At 70.3% G+C, this 15,449-nt stretch carries 16 protein-coding genes; 10 read left to right on the plus strand and 6 right to left on the minus strand.

Features of this window, described 5'->3' with window-relative positions; genetic code table 11:
- The first annotated feature begins 210 nt into the window (after positions 1-210).
- The 3 genes from RMT89_RS09555 to RMT89_RS09565 all read left to right on the plus strand — a co-directional run bounded on the left by RMT89_RS09555 (position 211) and on the right by RMT89_RS09565 (position 3,522).
- On the plus strand, positions 211-1,119 hold the full coding sequence (locus RMT89_RS09555; protein ID WP_315883368.1) for a S1 family peptidase: 909 nt from the start codon (positions 211-213) through the stop codon (positions 1,117-1,119).
- A gap of 161 nt (positions 1,120-1,280) precedes the next feature.
- Positions 1,281-2,162, plus strand: coding sequence for a slipin family protein (locus RMT89_RS09560; RefSeq protein ID WP_315883448.1), 882 nt, complete (start codon positions 1,281-1,283; stop codon positions 2,160-2,162).
- 277 nt (positions 2,163-2,439) lie between these two features.
- Complete coding sequence (locus RMT89_RS09565; protein WP_315883369.1) at positions 2,440-3,522, plus strand: S1 family peptidase; 1,083 nt, start codon at positions 2,440-2,442, stop codon at positions 3,520-3,522.
- Between the two features lie 60 nt (positions 3,523-3,582).
- On the opposite strand, the gene RMT89_RS09570 is transcribed toward RMT89_RS09565, so the two are convergent.
- Complete coding sequence (locus RMT89_RS09570; RefSeq protein WP_315883370.1) at positions 3,583-4,617, minus strand: DUF3533 domain-containing protein; 1,035 nt, start codon at positions 4,615-4,617, stop codon at positions 3,583-3,585.
- 133 nt (positions 4,618-4,750) lie between these two features.
- Between RMT89_RS09570 and RMT89_RS09575 the strand changes: the two genes are divergently transcribed.
- The 3 genes from RMT89_RS09575 to RMT89_RS09585 are packed head-to-tail and all read left to right on the plus strand — an operon-like array spanning position 4,751 to position 9,516.
- A complete protein-coding gene (locus tag RMT89_RS09575) occupies positions 4,751-8,164 on the plus strand; it encodes a DNA polymerase III subunit alpha (RefSeq protein ID WP_315883371.1) in 3,414 nt (1,137 codons plus the stop codon).
- The gene (locus RMT89_RS09580) at positions 8,161-9,135 is read left to right on the plus strand and encodes a DNA polymerase thumb domain-containing protein (RefSeq protein WP_315883372.1); all 975 of its coding nucleotides are present in this window, start codon (positions 8,161-8,163) and stop codon (positions 9,133-9,135) included. Before RMT89_RS09575 ends, RMT89_RS09580 begins: the two co-directional genes overlap by 4 nt.
- A 48-nt stretch (positions 9,136-9,183) precedes the next feature.
- Positions 9,184-9,516, plus strand: a complete 333-nt coding sequence (locus RMT89_RS09585) for a hypothetical protein (protein WP_315883373.1) — start codon at positions 9,184-9,186, stop codon at positions 9,514-9,516.
- Here RMT89_RS09585 and RMT89_RS09590 read toward each other — a convergent pair.
- Entirely contained in the window at positions 9,513-9,887 is a 375-nt protein-coding gene (locus RMT89_RS09590; RefSeq protein ID WP_315883374.1) for a cupin domain-containing protein, read from the minus strand. The genes RMT89_RS09585 and RMT89_RS09590 overlap by 4 nt on opposite strands.
- A gap of 111 nt (positions 9,888-9,998) precedes the next feature.
- Between RMT89_RS09590 and RMT89_RS09595 the strand changes: the two genes are divergently transcribed.
- Together RMT89_RS09595 and RMT89_RS09600 are read left to right on the plus strand one after the other, a co-directional pair.
- A complete protein-coding gene (locus RMT89_RS09595) occupies positions 9,999-10,442 on the plus strand; it encodes a MarR family transcriptional regulator (RefSeq protein ID WP_315883375.1) in 444 nt (147 codons plus the stop codon).
- A 152-nt stretch (positions 10,443-10,594) separates the two neighbouring features.
- Positions 10,595-11,458, plus strand: a complete 864-nt coding sequence (locus tag RMT89_RS09600) for an alpha/beta fold hydrolase (RefSeq protein ID WP_315883376.1) — start codon at positions 10,595-10,597, stop codon at positions 11,456-11,458.
- Between the two features lie 55 nt (positions 11,459-11,513).
- On the opposite strand, the gene RMT89_RS09605 is transcribed toward RMT89_RS09600, so the two are convergent.
- Entirely contained in the window at positions 11,514-12,491 is a 978-nt protein-coding gene (locus RMT89_RS09605) for a lytic polysaccharide monooxygenase (RefSeq protein ID WP_315883377.1), read from the minus strand.
- A gap of 170 nt (positions 12,492-12,661) precedes the next feature.
- Between RMT89_RS09605 and RMT89_RS09610 the strand changes: the two genes are divergently transcribed.
- Positions 12,662-13,111: a GNAT family N-acetyltransferase gene (locus tag RMT89_RS09610; RefSeq protein WP_315883378.1), complete on the plus strand. Its 450-nt coding sequence runs from the start codon at positions 12,662-12,664 to the stop codon at positions 13,109-13,111.
- Positions 13,112-13,119: 8 nt separating this feature from the next.
- Here RMT89_RS09610 and RMT89_RS09615 read toward each other — a convergent pair whose 3' ends face one another.
- Positions 13,120-13,257, minus strand: coding sequence for a hypothetical protein (locus tag RMT89_RS09615; protein ID WP_315883379.1), 138 nt, complete (start codon positions 13,255-13,257; stop codon positions 13,120-13,122).
- Positions 13,258-13,397: 140 nt separating this feature from the next.
- Here RMT89_RS09615 and RMT89_RS09620 point away from each other — a divergent pair, with 140 nt between their 5' ends.
- The gene (locus RMT89_RS09620; protein WP_315883380.1) at positions 13,398-14,012 is read left to right on the plus strand and encodes a class I SAM-dependent methyltransferase; all 615 of its coding nucleotides are present in this window, start codon (positions 13,398-13,400) and stop codon (positions 14,010-14,012) included.
- A 3-nt stretch (positions 14,013-14,015) separates the two neighbouring features.
- Here RMT89_RS09620 and RMT89_RS09625 read toward each other — a convergent pair whose 3' ends face one another.
- Positions 14,016-14,516, minus strand: a complete 501-nt coding sequence (locus RMT89_RS09625) for a DUF402 domain-containing protein (protein WP_315883381.1) — start codon at positions 14,514-14,516, stop codon at positions 14,016-14,018.
- Positions 14,497-15,429 (minus strand): GNAT family N-acetyltransferase, encoded by a 933-nt coding sequence (locus RMT89_RS09630; RefSeq protein ID WP_315883382.1) that lies wholly within the window; start codon positions 15,427-15,429, stop codon positions 14,497-14,499. Before RMT89_RS09630 ends, RMT89_RS09625 begins: the two co-directional genes overlap by 20 nt.
- Between the last annotated feature and the right edge of the window lie 20 nt (positions 15,430-15,449).

The following is a 15,449-nucleotide window of genomic DNA, read 5'->3' on the forward strand; positions in this document are numbered from 1 at the left end:
GGGCGTTGGCGGCCGTCCATTCTCAGGTGGTTCAAAGATTGACGGCTGAAAGGCGCTCTTGCGCCCATCCGGCACGCGGCCGAATACTCCCCCACAGCGCTTGTCAGGGGCACGGCGTGTTCGGAATCCGGATGAATCCGGCTCCTGGCTGCGCCTCACGGGCCCGAAACCCCACGAGGGCCCCCGACTTCCCATGTGGAGGAACGAAAAGTGAGGATCAAGCGCACCACTCCCCGCAGCGGCATTGCGAGACGGACCCGGCTGATCGCCGTATCGACCGGCCTCGTGGCCGCGGCAGCCATCGCGATTCCCAGCGCGAACGCGGCCGACACCCCCACCGCCTTCAGCTCCTCCGAGCTGAAGAGCGCGAGCACCTCGGTGCTCAAGGCCGACGTGCCGGGCACCGCCTGGGCCGTCGACAGCAAGACCAACCGTGTCGTCGTCACCGTCGACAGCACGGTCTCCCAGGCCGAGATCGCCAAGATCCGGCAGCAGGCGGGCGCCAACGCCGACGCCCTCACCATCAAGCACACCCCGGGCAAGTTCCAGAAGTACATCGCCGGCGGCGACGCCATCTATGCGAGTAGCTGGCGCTGCTCCCTCGGCTTCAACGTCCGCAACAGCGCGGGCGCCTACTACTTCCTGACCGCCGGTCACTGCACCGACGGCGCGGGTACGTGGTACTCCGACTCCGGCCGTACGACGGTCCTCGGACCGACCGCCGGCTCCAGCTTCCCGACGAACGACTACGGTCTGGTGCGCTACACCAACACCTCGATCACCAAGTCGGGCACCGCCGGCAACACGGACATCCTCCGCGCGGCCGACCCCACCGTGGGCACCAACGTCATCCGTGACGGCTCCACGACCGGTATCCGCACCGGCCGGGTCACCGCCCTCAACGCGACCGTCAACTACGGCGGCGGCGACATCGTCTACGGCATGATCCAGACCAACGTCTGCGCCGAGCCCGGCGACTCCGGTGGCCCGCTCTACGGCAGCAACGGCACCGCGTACGGTCTGACCTCCGGCGGCAGCGGCAACTGCTCCTCCGGTGGCACGACCTTCTTCCAGCCGGTCGTGGAGGCCCTGAACGCCTACGGGATGAGCGTCTTCTAGAGACGACCCCCCTCCGCTCCACAGTCGGCAGCAAGTGAGCCCCCGTACGCAACCGTCGTGCGGGGGCTCGCCCTTGTGCGCGGCCCGGAGTTACGGTCGAAGGAGACACCAGGTGGGCACCTGACAACCTGATGCGTCCACTTCGGATCCTGGGGGCCGTGATGGTCGAGGAGCTGGTGGCGGCAGGGGCGGCACTCGCCTCCGTCGGAGCGGTGTACGTGATGTCGGCGGCGCGCGTGGTCAAACAGTACGAACGCGGGGTCGTCTTCCGGCTCGGAAAGCTCCGGTCCCGGGTGCGCGGGCCAGGATTCACCCTGGTCGTGCCGTTCGTGGACCGGCTGCACAAGGTCAACATGCAGATCGTGACCATGCCGGTGCCGGCCCAGGAGGGCATCACCCGGGACAACGTCACGGTGCGCGTCGACGCGGTCGTGTACTTCAAGGTGGTGGACGCGGCCGACGCCCTGGTGCAGGTCGAGGACTACCGGTTCGCGGTCTCCCAGATGGCGCAGACCTCGCTGCGGTCGATCATCGGCAAGAGCGATCTGGACGATCTGCTCTCCAACCGCGAGAAGCTCAATCAAGGTCTTGAGCTGATGCTCGACAGCCCGGCCATCGGCTGGGGTGTGCAGATCGACCGTGTCGAGATCAAGGACGTCTCCCTGCCCGAGACGATGAAGCGGTCGATGGCCCGGCAGGCCGAGGCCACGCGCGACCGGCGGGCCCGCATCATCAACGCCGACGCCGAACTCCAGGCGTCGAAGAAGCTCGCCGAGGCCGCGCAGCAGATGGAGGCCACACCCGCCGCGCTCCAACTGCGGCTGCTGCAGACGGTGGTGGCGGTCGCGGCCGAGAAGAACTCGACGCTGGTGCTGCCGTTCCCGGTGGAGCTGCTGAGGTTCCTGGAGCGGGCGCAGCAGCCGCCTCGGCAGCCGGCACCCATGGCGCCGCAGCAAGCGCGTTCTTCGGCGGGCGAGCAACTCCCGCCCGCCGAGCCGGTCTTGGATCCGGACCCCGAAGGGTCTGTTTCAGGACAGGAGTAGACCTTACGCGATGCATACGAGTTACTCACGCGTAGCGTTTGCACTGCGAACGCACCTGGAGTGACTGTGCATGGTCAAGCCCAGGCGAACGAGTCGTGGTGGCCGTGTGTACGTCCTGAAGTCGACCTTGTGTGCCCCCTGTGAGGATCGGAATAGTAGGCGCCGATCAACCGGCACGGACGCGGCTTTTTGTTGTGCGCCGCCTCCGTGTCCGTACGCCTTCCGGTTCGCGAGGTCCCCACCACCTCCGGACCGACCCCCCACAGGAGGACGTGAGTTGAAGCACCGACGCATACCCAAGCGGCGGGCCGCCGCGGCAGGTGCGGGCATCGCCGCACTGGTGGCCGCGGGTGTCACCTTCCAGACTGCGAACGCCAGCGAGCCCTCGACGACCGCCACGCCCGAGACCCTGTCGGTCACGGCGGCCGGAAAGCTCGCCTCGACGCTGGTCAAGGATCTCGGGACCGACGCGGCCGGCACGTACTACGACGCACAGAGCAAGAACCTCATCGTGAACGTGCTCGACAAGACCGCGGCCGAGACCGTCGAGGCGGCCGGCGCCAAGGCGCGGGTCGTGGCGAACTCCCTTGCGGAGCTCAAGAGCGCGCGCGGCGCGCTCAAGCGGGACGCGACCATTCCGGGCACCTCCTGGGTGACCGACCCGACGACCAACAGAATCGTCGTCACGGCCGACCGTACGGTCTCCGACGCCGAGTGGGCCACGCTCGGCAAGGTCGTCGACGGGCTCGGGGCCACGGCGGAACTCCGGCGCACCAAGGGGGAGTTCAAGCCCTTCATCGCGGGCGGTGACGCCATCACCGACGGCAGCGGCCGGTGCTCCCTCGGCTTCAATGTGGTCAAGGGCGGCGAGCCGTACTTCCTGACCGCGGGTCACTGCACCGAGGGCATCACCAACTGGCAGGACTCGGACGGGAACGCGCTCGGCACCAACGAGGTGTCCAGCTTCCCCGACAACGACTACGGCCTGGTCAAGTACACGGGCGAGGTCGAGCACCCGAGCGAGGTGAACCTCTACAACGGTTCCTCGCAGACGATCTCCGGTGCGGCCGACGCGACGGTCGGCATGGCGGTCACCCGGAGCGGGTCGACGACCCAGGTGCACGAGGGCAAGGTCACCGGCCTGGACGCCACCGTGAACTACGGCAACGGCGACATCGTCAACGGCCTGATCCAGACCGACGTCTGCGCCGAGCCCGGTGACAGCGGCGGCTCGCTGTTCTCCGGGGACAAGGCGATCGGCCTCACGTCCGGTGGCAGCGGTGACTGCACCTCCGGTGGGGAGACGTTCTTCCAGCCGGTGACGGAGGCGCTGTCGGCGACGGGTACGCAGATCGGCTGACGGTTCTCGTAGCTTCGTGAAGTCCCGCCCCGCGCGCGAGGGGCGGGACTTTTCGTTCTGTCAGGGCACCTCGGACGGCAGCGCTTCGCCCTTCCGCCTCTTGCGCAGCGTCGCCGCCAGTAGCGTGATCGCGATTCCTGCTGCCGCCCATGCCGACAGGACCAGTAGGGCGGCCGTTGTGTCGTTGCCGTCGAAGTAGGCGATCGAGCGGGCCACCCAGGTTCCGGCGCCCGGGGGGAGCGCGGGGCCGATCGTCTGCCAGAACGGGGGCAGCATGGGCAGCGGGAAGGCACCGCCCGCGCTCGGGTTGCCCGCGATCACCACGAGCAGGATCGCCAGACCGATGCCGACGATCCCGAAGATCCCCTGGAGGGCGAGGGTCGCCGCCCCGACCGCGAAGGTGATCAGCGCGCCGAGTCCCCAGAGGGCCATCACACTGCCCGGCAGCGCGTCCAGGATCGGCCCCACGATCACCGCCCCGCCGAGCCCGCCGACGATCGCCACCAGCGCCATCACGACCAGCCGGATCACCGCGCGGCGCGGATTGGCGGGCCGGGCGCCGGTGCTGATCGCCAGGATCGAGGCGCACAGATAGCCGCCGACACACCAGCCGACGACCAGGTAGAAGGACGACAGACCGTCGAAGTCCTGGGGCGAGGCCGGGGCCACGTCCACCGTTTTGACGGTCCGCTGCTGGGAGGCCTCCAGGGTGGTGAGGTACTTCTCCAGGGTGGTGGCGAGGACGGTGCCGCCGCCGCTCGCGACCAGGAGTGTGTCGGTCGTCCGTGCCGGGTTGATGATCAGCGCGCCGTCGATGTCCCGGTTCATGATCTGCTCCCGGGCCGTCGCCTCGTCGGCCACCGCGCGCGGGTCCAGCGGCTCGCCGGGCAGCTTCTCCAGCCGGGCCACCGCCTGCTCGGCCGCGGCCTGCGGCGCGACCACACCGAACGGCACATCCCTCGGCTTCGGATCGTGGAGTGCCCCCACATAGGACGCGATGAACAGCAGCTGGAGGGCGAGCACGCCGAGGACGAGCAGCGTGGCGCGCGGGGTGACCGCGTCCTTCACCTCACCGAGAAAGCTGTGCTGTGTCATGTCCCCACAGTCCGAGGCGACGGACGTTTCCGCAGGTGGGAGAGGGCCGAACGGTTGTCGTACAGACGTTCGAGTTTTGGTCTATGGTGGGGGTGAGGCAGTCGGGAACTGATGTTCGATATCGGAGGTGTGGATGCCTGGGTTCACGCATCTGCACACCGTCTCCGGGTTCTCCCTGCGCTACGGCGCCTCGCACCCGGAGCGGCTGGCCGAGCGCGCCGCCGAACGGGGCATGGACGCCCTCGCCCTCACCGACCGCGACACCCTCGCCGGCACGGTCCGCTTCGCCAAGGCGTGCGCGAAGGCGGGGGTGCGCCCGCTGTTCGGCACGGAACTGGCGGTGGAGCGCTTCGAGCCCGTACGTGAGGAAAGGCGCCGCGCCCCCGTCCGCGGGGGTGCCTTCATCGACGAGTCGACACCCCGGGTCGCCTTCCTCGCCCGGGACGGCGCCCGCGGCTGGGCCGACCTCTGCGGAATCGTCACGGCATCGCACTCCGGCGAAGGCCCGCCGCTGCTGCCCTGGGCCGCCAACCGGGGCGACGGCCTGACCGTCCTGCTGGGCCCCGACTCCGACGTCGGCCGCGCCCTCGCCGCCGGCCGCCCGGACCGCGCGGCCCGTCTGCTCGCCCCTTGGCGGGAGGTCTACGGCGACGCGCTGCGCCTGGAGGCCGTCTGGCACGGCCGCAAGGGCACCGGCCCCGGCTCCCTGCGGCTGGCCGCCCGCACCGTCGGCTTCGCCGCCGAGCAGCGGATCCGGCCGGTGCTCAGCAATGCCGTCCGCTACGCCGACCCCGGCCAGGGCCCGGTCGCCGATGTCCTGGACGCCGCCCGCCGGCTCGTCCCCATCGACCCCACCAAGGAACTGGACTCCGGAGAGGCCTGGCTCAAGGACACCGGCGCCATGCTGCACGCCGCCGAGCGGATCGTGGAGGCCGCGGGCTTCCGGCGCGACACCGCGCACCGGCTGCTGGAGCAGACGCGGGCGACCGCCGCCGAGTGCCTGGTCGACCCCGAGGACGACCTCGGCATCGGCACCGTGCACTTCCCCGAACCGCACCTCGTCGGCGCGGGGCGCCGTACCGCCCAGCGGGTGCTCGCCTCCCGGGCGGCGGCGGGGATGGTGCTGAAGGGGCATGCCGACAAGCGTGCCTACTGGGAGCGGATGCACCGGGAGCTGGACATCATCGCCCACCACGGCTTCGCCACCTACTTCCTGACGGTCGCTCAAGTGGTGGACAACGTACGGGACATGGGAATCCGGGTGGCCGCACGCGGTTCCGGTGCGGGCTCGCTCGTCAACCATCTCCTCGGCATCGCCCACGCCGACCCCGTCGAGCACGGGCTGCTGATGGAGCGCTTCCTGTCCAAGCGCCGGCTCGTCCTGCCCGACATCGACATCGACGTGGAATCCGCACGCCGCCTTGAGGTCTACCGCGCGATCATCGGCCGGTTCGGCACCGAGCGGGTGGCGACGGTCGCGATGCCGGAGACCTACCGGGTGCGCCACGCCATCCGGGACGTGGGCGCGGCCCTGTCCATGGATCCCGCCGACATCGACCGCATCGCCAAGTCCTTCCCGCACATCCGCGCCCGCGACGCCCGGGCCGCGCTGGAGGAACTGCCCGAACTCAAGGCGCTGGCGGGGGAGAAGGAGAAGTACGGGCGGCTGTGGGAGCTGACGGAGGCCCTGGACGCCCTCCCGCGCGGAGTCGCCATGCACCCCTGCGGAGTGCTCCTCTCCGACGCCTCCCTGCTCGCCCGTACGCCGGTCATGCCGACCAGCGGCGAGGGCTTCCCCATGTCGCAGTTCGACAAGGACGACGTGGAGGACCTCGGGCTGCTCAAGCTGGATGTGCTGGGCGTGCGGATGCAGTCGGCGATGGCGCACGCGGTCGCGGAGGTGGAGCGGGCGACCGGCGAGCGGATCGACCTGGACGGTGTGGCGCCGGGCGATCCGGCGACGTACGAACTCATCCGCTCCACCGAGACATTGGGTTGCTTCCAGATCGAGTCACCGGGGCAGCGGGACCTGGTCGGGCGGCTGCAGCCGGCCACCTTCCACGATCTCGTCGTCGACATCTCGCTCTTCAGGCCGGGGCCGGTCGCCGCCGACATGGTGCGGCCGTTCATCGAGGCCCGGCACGGGCGGGCGCCGGTCCGCTATCCGCACCCGGACCTGGAGGAGCCGCTGAAGGGGACGTACGGGGTCGTCGTCTTCCACGAGCAGATCATCGACATCGTCGACATCATGACCGGCTGCGGACGCGCCGAGGCGGACCGGGTGCGGCGCGGGCTCTCCGACCCGGAGTCGCAGGGGCGGATCCGGTTCTGGTTCGCGCAGCACGCGGCGGCCAAGGGGTACGACGCGGAGACGATCCAGCGGACCTGGGAGATCGTCGAGGCCTTCGGGTCGTACGGCTTCTGCAAGGCGCACGCGGTCGCCTTCGCCGTACCGACGTACCAGTCGGCCTGGTTGAAGGCGCACCACCCGGCCGCCTTCTACGCCGGGCTGCTCACGCACGACCCCGGGATGTACCCGAAGCGGCTGCTGCTGGCGGACGCGCGGCGGCGGGGGGTGCCGATCCTGCCGTTGGATGTGAACCGGTCGGCGGTCGCCCACCGTATCGAACTGGTGTCTGAATCTCCTTCGGTGTGGGGGCTGCGGCTGGCTCTCTCCGATGTGCACGGCATCAGTGAGGCCGAGGCGGCGCGGGTGGCGGGCGGGCAGCCGTACGCCTCGCTGCTGGACTTCTGGGAGCGGGCGCGGCCGAGCAGGCCGCTGGCTCAACGGCTCGCCCAGGTAGGAGCGTTGGACGCCTTCGGTGCCAACCGCCGTGATCTGCAACTGCACTTGACCGAGCTGCACCGGGGAGCGCGGGGTGCGGGCGGTGGTCAACTCCCGCTGGCAGGTGGGCGGAAGACCGCGCCGGCAGGGCTGCCCGACCTGTCCTCCGCCGAGCGGCTCAGTGCCGAGCTTGGTGTGCTGTCCATGGATGCCTCGCGCAATCTGATGGACGACCACCGGGCGTTCCTGGAGGAGTTGGGCGTGGTCAGCGCGCGCCGGCTGCGTGAGGCGCGGCACGGTGAGACGGTGCTGGTCGCGGGCGCCAAGGCGGCCACCCAGACACCGCCGATCCGGTCCGGCAAGCGGGTTATTTTCTCCACGCTGGACGACGGCACCGGCCTGGTCGACCTCGCCTTCTTCGACGACTCCCACGACGCCTGCGCGCACACCGTCTTCCACTCCTGGCTGCTGCTGGTGCGCGGGGTCGTCCAGCGGCGCGGGCCGCGCAGCCTCAGCGTGGTGGGCTCCGCCGCCTGGAACCTCGCCGAGCTGGTCGGCCTGCGTGCGGAGGGCGGCCTTGACGTGGTCGCGGCGCGGCTTGCGGAGCCCGTGCCCGAAGGGGGCGGTGACTCGACCGGCGGTCGGCGCATCCATATGCCGACGGGATACGAAATGCATCCGTGGGCCGATCTGCGTCCTGCGGGTCAGGAGCCCTCACAGATACGGAAGTTGTGGCATCAGAGTCCGGGGAGTGCGGGATGACCATTCTCTGCGTACGTTTCCAACTGCCGCCGATGTACGAGGCGGCGCTGCCCGGGCTGCTCGGGTTGCTGGAGGAGTTCACGCCCGTCGTCGAGGCGTTGCCGCCGGACGGGGCGCTGGTCGATCTGCGGGGCGCCGAGCGGTACTTCGGGCGCAGTGCGGTGGAGCTGGCCTCCGTGATCCGGGTGCGGGCGCTCGCCCTGTACGGCGTGGACTGTGTGATCGGGGCCGGGCCGGGGACGATGCTGGCGCGGATGGCGCTGCGGGACGCACGGCCCGGGGTCACCTGTGTCGTGCCCGGGGAACGGGACGGCATCGTGGAGTTCCTGGCGGACAAGCCGGTCACCGCGCTGCCGGGCGTCGGGGCCGCGACCGGCCGTGTCCTGTGCGAGTACGGGCTCGACAGCCTCGGCCGGGTCGCCTCCGCTCCGCTGTCCACGCTTCAGCGGCTGGTGGGGGCGAAGACGGGGCGTGAGCTGCATGAGAAGGCGAACGGGGTGGACCGGGGGCGGGTGGTGCCGGACGGGCTGTCCCGGTCGCTGGTTTCGGAACAGCCCTTCGAGCGGGACGAGTTGGATCCCGGTCGGCACCGTCGCGCCCTGCTCTCGGCGGCGGAGGAACTGGGGGCGCGGCTGCGGGCGCTGGACAAGGTGTGCGGGGCGCTGACGCTCACCGTGCGGTATGCGGATCGGTCGGCGACTTCGCGCAGCCGCTCGCTGAAGGAGCCGACCGCGCACTCCGCCGCGCTGACTCGGGTGGCGTACGGGATGTACGAGGGGCTGGGGCTGCAACGGGCTCGGGTACGGGCGCTCGTGCTGCGCGCGGAGGGACTCGATCCCGCTGAACAGGCCTCCTACCAGCTCAGCTTTGATCCGGTCGACGAGAAGGCGCGCAGGATCGAGGAGGTCGCGGATCGGGCCCGGGCGAAGTTCGGGCCGCGGGCGATCATGCCGGGGGCGTTGGCGGCGTGAGCGGTTGGTGTGCGCGCATGAGCTGACGCAGGCCGACCTGTCGGGTCGTTGACGGGGGGGGGCGCTCTTCACAGTGAACCCCTGTCCGCCGAGGACCCCGCCGACCGGGACCGCATCCGCGCCGCCGCCACCGCCGCCGAGGCACAGGAGCAGGGCGGGTCGGTGGCGCGGCTCGGTGTCATGGGCGGGCTGTTGCGGGCCGAGTTCGGCCGGCATCCCGGACTCGCCGGGGTGTTGCTGTCCACCGGGGACGCGCGGATCAGCTACACCGGGTTCTCGGAGTCACCGTACTGGACGGACGGCCGCGACGGGCGCGGCCGTAACTGGGTCGGACGGCTGCTGGAGCTCGTCCGCTCCGAACTACCGCTCTGCCGAGGCTAGTTGGCCCACGGAGGAGTGATACGGGTGCCGTCGGCCAGATCCGCCGTCAGGCCGATGGAGGTGGTGACCCAGGTGAGGGCGGTCTGATCGGTCGGGTTCTCGACGGCCAGGGTCGCGCCCGGGTTGATGATCAGCGTGTCGCCCGCCGTGATGTCGGTCGTGGTGCCGTCCAGGGTCACGCGCAGGCTGCCGATGAGCACATGGAGGATCTCCTCCCTGTTCACGGTGTGCGCCGGCGCCTTCGTACCCGGCGGAACCTCGCCGCGCCAGGCGCACAGCTCCTTGCTGCCGGTGCGGGGTGAGGCGTACGAGACGAAACGGGCGCCGTGGATCTCGTGGGTGACGGCGTCGGACGAGCGGATGACGGGCATGGTTCTCCCCCAGAAAAATGGTCCGGAAAATAGTCAAGTAGCTTGACTAGCTCAACGCTCTCTATGGTCAAGCCACTTGACCGGATCGTCAAGGGTGTTTTGAATGCCCCCGTGCAGAACTCCGAGGCCCTCTCCCTGTCCTTCGCCCTGCTCGCCACCGCCGGTGAGCTGGTGCGACGCATCAACGACGGTGTGGTCGTGCGCGGTTTTGAGGGGAAGTCCGCCTACGGGTTCGCGTTCACGCGGATCGCGGCGGGCGGGGCGACCGTCTCCGATCTCGCCGGGCATCTCGGGGTCACCAAGCAGGCCGCGAGCCAGCTCGTGGACGAGCTCGTACGCAAGGGGTACGTCGAGCGGCGGCCCCATCCGCGGGACGCGCGCTCCCGGCTCCTCGTGCTGACCGAGCGAGGGTGGGCCAATACGCGGGCGGCGGAGGAGGCGGCGGCGGACGTCGTGCGGGAGTGGAGTGCGGTGATGGGGGAGGCGGAGGTGCGGGCGCTGGGGCGTCAGTTGCTGCGCATCGCGCCCAAGGGGCCCGTGCGCCCCTCCTGGTGACTGGCCATCAACTACCACTGGAAGTTTTTACTGACGCGTAACTTCCCCCTTGAACTACTCGTCCGTAACTTGACAAGTGAACAGCATCCCGTGATCCGGATCACAGGGCGTAGAGCCATCGCAACTCCCTTGAGCCGCAAGGAGATCACCCGATGCTGCCCTGGAAGAGACTGCTCAGACCCCTGACCGCGCTGCTGCTGACCGCCGCGGTCGCCGTCTTCCCCGCCGCCACCAGCGCTCACGCCGCCGATGCACCGAGCAGCGGCTGGAACAACTACTCCTGCAAGCCGTCCGCCGCCCACCCCCGCCCCGTCGTCCTGGTGCACGGGACCTTCGGCAACTCCGTCGACAACTGGCTGGGCCTCGCGCCCTATCTGACCAAGCGCGGCTACTGCGTCTTCTCGCTCGACTACGGCCAACTGCCGGGCGTCCCGTTCTTCAACGGTCTCGGCCCGATCGACAAGTCGGCGGAGCAACTGGACGCCTTCGTCGACAAGGTGCTCGCCGCGACCGGCGCCGCCGAGGCCGACCTCGTCGGCCACTCGCAGGGCGGCATGATGCCCCGCTACTACCTGAAGTTCCTGGGCGGAGCGGCCGAGGTGAACGCCCTCGTGGGCATCGCGCCGGACAACCACGGCACGAACCTGTCCGGCCTGACCAACCTGCTGCCGTACTTCCCGGGCGCCGAGGACCTGCTCTCCACCGCCACGCCCGGCCTCGCCGACCAGATCGTCGGCTCCGCGTTCCTCACCAAGCTGAACGAAGGCGGCGACACCGTCCCGGGCGTCCGCTACACGGTCATCGCCACCAAGTACGACCAGGTGGTCACGCCGTACCGCAGCCAGTTCCTGGACGGGGCGAACGTACGCAATGTCCTGCTCCAGGACCTGTGCCCGGTGGATCTGTCCGAGCATGTGGCGATCGGGCTGATCGACCGGATCGCCTTCCACGAGGTGGCCAACGCCCTCGATCCGGCGCGGGCCACGCCCACCAGCTGTGCGTCGGTGTTCAGTTGAGTTCCGCCGGGGCCTGACCAGCCTGAGCCGCCGGTCAGGCCCCGGAGTCCTGAGGTCAGCGGCTGTGCCGACCGCTCACCGCGCGCCGCCGGATCGACATCAACAGGGCCGCAGCCCCGAGCGCCAGTGCCGCCGCGCCGCCCATCGCGAGGTACGAGCTGCTGCTGTCGCCACCGGTCTCGGCGAGGTTCTCGGTGGCACCGGCCGCCTTGGGCCGGTTGGCGGCGGCCTGTGCCGGCTCCTCGGTGACCGGCTCCGCCGACGTACCGGCGTCCTGGTCGCCATGGCCGTGGTGCTCGATGGTCGACTCGTCGGCGCCGTCCTCGATCTGCTCCTCGGAGGGCGCGGAGGCGGTGGGTGCGGCGGAGCTCTCACCAGTGTCGCCACCGCCCCCGAACGTGACGTCCGAGCAGGAGTAGAACGCCTCCGGGCTGTCCGAGCGCTGCCAGACCGCGTACAGCACCTGCTTGCCGGAGCGCTGGGGCAGGGTCCCGGAGGACGTGTAGAAGCCGCCGACGGCCGCCGGGTCGGTGACCGTTGCCACCGGGTTGGTCAGGTCCAGGTCGTCCCAGGCCAGCGGCTTGGCCGGGTCGTAACCGGCCTTCGTGATGTAGACCTTGAGCGTGCCCTTGTGCGGGGCGGTCACGCGGTACTTGAAGGTGTAGGACCCGCTGCTCACGCTCGTGGCCGGCCAGTCGGCGCGGGCCAGGTCCAGGCCCTTGAACTCCTCGGCGCCCGCGCTGCACAGCTTGCCGTCGGGGATCAGCTCCTGGTGGCGCCCGCCGGCGTCGCCCATCCGGATGCCGTTCCAGTCGTAGAGCGCCTGGGTGCCACCGGCCGCGACGGCCGCCTTGCAGGCCTCGGACTTCGGGCTCTCGGGCCCCTCCGCGTAGCACTGCGAAACCCGGCTGACGGGGTCCCCCATCGAACCGTGCGCGGCAGCGGGGGCGGCGGCCAGCGCGGTCAGAGCGAGCGGCGCGACACCGGCCACGGCGACGGAGGCGGCGGTGGCGGCCCTGCGGCGTGCGGGCATGGGGAACTCCTGGGGAACGGTCGTCGGCTGCTTGGCTGGAACCCGTGGGGGCGATCAGCAAGCTAGCCCGAGAGAACCGTGAAATCGCCCGCTGGAGGCGGGTGATGGAGATCCTTATGGTCCCTTTAAGGGAGTGCTCAGACTGCGCTCAGGTAGATACGGTTCGGGCCATGGCAGACGACGAGATCCGGCCCGCGAGCGCCGCCGACGTACCGGCTGTGAAGAGCGTGACCGACGCCGCGTACCACCACTACATCGAGCGGATCGGCCTGGTGCCGCAGCCCATGGAAAGGAACCACGCGGCGAACGTGGCCGCGGGGCAGGTGTTCGTCACGGGGGACCCCGTGGTCGGCCTCGTGGTGGTCGAGGAGCACGAGGACCATCTGTACGTCGACAACATCGCCGTCCACCCCGCCGCCCAGGGGACGGGGGTGGGACGGCGGTTGCTGGAGTTCGCGGACGCGCACGCACGCGTGCTGGGGCTGTCCGAGATCAGGCTCTACACCAACGCCAAGATGTGGGAGAACCAGAAGATCTATCCGAAGTTCGGCTACGAGGTGGTCGAACGCCGTGTCGACGGCGACTACGACCGCATCCACTACCGCAAGCGGCTGGACTGAAGGGCCGGTCAGCCTTCCGGCCACCATGTTCGTGCGATGTCCTTGCGGACCTCGGGTCGTCCCGCGGGGCGGTCCTCGGCCTCCTCGCCGGTCATCCGGCGCGAGTCCGTCTTCCTCAGGGGCTTCTGCACGGTGATGCGGCGCATGGCTGCCTCCTTCAGTGCCTACCGTGTTCCGCGTTCTCACGGAGGTAGACCCTTTCGGTGAGGGTTCCTCATCGGTGCCGTTCTGTCAGTGGCCGTTGTCACGATTCGGACTGTCAGTGGCGCGTGTCACTCTCGGGCGTATGGGGAAACAGAGTGACGACGCGACCGCACCGCGTACCGACTGGGACGCGGCGGCGGCCTCCTTCGACGACGAGCCCGACCACGGCCTGCGCGACCCCGAGGTGCGCCGGGCCTGGGCGGGACGGCTGCGCGAGTGGCTGCCCGGACGGCCGAGCGATGTGCTCGACCTCGGCTGCGGAACCGGCAGCCTGTCGCTCCTCGCGGCCGAACAGGGACACCGCGTCACCGGCGTGGACAGCTCCCCGGCCATGGTCGGCCTCGCCCGCGCCAAGCTCGCGGGCCGTGACGCGGCGTTCCTCGTCGGTGACGCCGCGTCGCCGCCGGTGGGGGAGGAGCGGTTCGACGTGGTGCTCGTCCGGCATGTCCTGTGGGCGCTGCCCGACCCCGCGCGCGTGCTGCGGCATTGGGTGGGGCTGCTGCGCCCGGGAGGGCGGCTTGTCCTGGTCGAGGGCGTGTGGGGGAGGGTCAGCCCGGTCGGCATATCCGCCGGCCGCCTCACCGCCCTCCTCGCCCCGCTCGCCTCGCAGGTGCGCGTGGAGCGGCTGTCCGGTGACCCTCTGCTGTGGGGGAAGCCGGTGGACGACGAGCGGTACGCGGCGGTGGCGCTGCTGTGAGGCTCAGGTCAGCAGCGACTCGAAGTCGCCCTTGAGAGCCAGTGCCTCCAGTTCGTCGAGGGCGGCTACGGCTGCCGCCGCGGCCTGCGGATCACGCTCCAGGAGCCCGCTCTCCTCGAACTCGTCCTCGTCCAGCCGCCGTACGTCCGTGCCGTCCGCCGAGCGCCACAGGTCCAGGTCGAGGTCCTCTACGACCAACTCGGTGCCGGAGAAGACCGCCGGGCGCGTGATGTCGCAGTACCAGCCCTTGAGCGAGCCGTCCGCCGTGCGGACCTCCTTGACCGAGTACCAGCGGTCCCGCCAGTAGTGCTCGGTGAAGACGTCCCCCTCCTCGAAGCGGACGAAGCCGAAGTCGCGGGCTCCCTCGCCGGCCCAGGGGGCGCGTACCGCGATGCGGGTGCCCTCGTCGAAGAGGAGTTCCGCCGGGTAACTGATCTTCGTACGGCCGCCCTTGACGAGGACGACGTCCACCATCGCCCTGGGCTCAGCCGAGTTCGCGGACATAGCGCACCTCCGTCGCACAGACTTCGTATCCGAACCACTTGTTGATCGCGAGCATCGGCTCGTTGCCGGTGTCGTTGCCCGTGAAGGCCTCCGTGTACCCGGCCGCGCGGGCCCGGTGCAGGGAGTCGTTCTTGGCGAGCTTGGCCAGGCCACGGCCGCGGTAGGCGCGGGCCGTGCCGGTCATGCCGGTGTTGTACCGGGTGCCGCCGTCGGTGCGGGCGGCGGTGAATGCGGCGGGCTCTCCGTCGACCAGGGCGATCGTGGTCAGCTCAAGGCTGGTGAGTGGGTGCCGCCAGGTCCCCGCCAGCCAGGACTCGTAGTCGGTGAGTTCGGCGGCGCCGGCCTCGCTGGGTTCGTCCGCCGTCGTCTCCGCGTCCAGTTCGAACACGGGACGCGGATTGTCGGCGAAGTCGGAGGCGGGGCGCAGTTCGACGCCGGGCGGCGGATCCTGGAGCGGCGGGAGGATGCCGTTCGCGAGGTCGAGCCGCAGGAAGTGCGCGGAACGGCCCGCACGGTAGCCGTGGGCCTCGGCGAAGGCCCGGTTGCCGGGCTCGTCCAGGACCCAGGCGAGCAGCCGGGTCGCGCCGAGGCCCGCCAGATACTCCTCGGCGGCGCGGACCAGGAGCGTGCCGGCGACGCGGCGGGTGCGGTCCGGGCGCACGTACACATTGACGAAGCCCTGGACCGGGTCGGGGTTCTCGTGGAGCAGGCCGACCTGCGCGGAGCCGATGATCTCGCCGTCCTCCTCGGCCACGAGCGGCCGGTAGCGGGCATCGGGAGGGAAGTGGGCGAGATCGTGGGCGAGTGAGTCCGCGGTGATGAGGTAGAAGGGGAGGGCACTGTGCCGGACAGCGGCGAAACCCTCCAGGTCGGCTCGGACTCCGGGCCTGATCTCGCGCACGATGACAGTCATGTGGCCGCACGGTACGGGCG

Origin of the sequence: Streptomyces sp. P17 (genome assembly GCF_032436805.1) — a bacterium.
Lineage (GTDB): Bacteria > Actinomycetota > Actinomycetes > Streptomycetales > Streptomycetaceae > Streptomyces.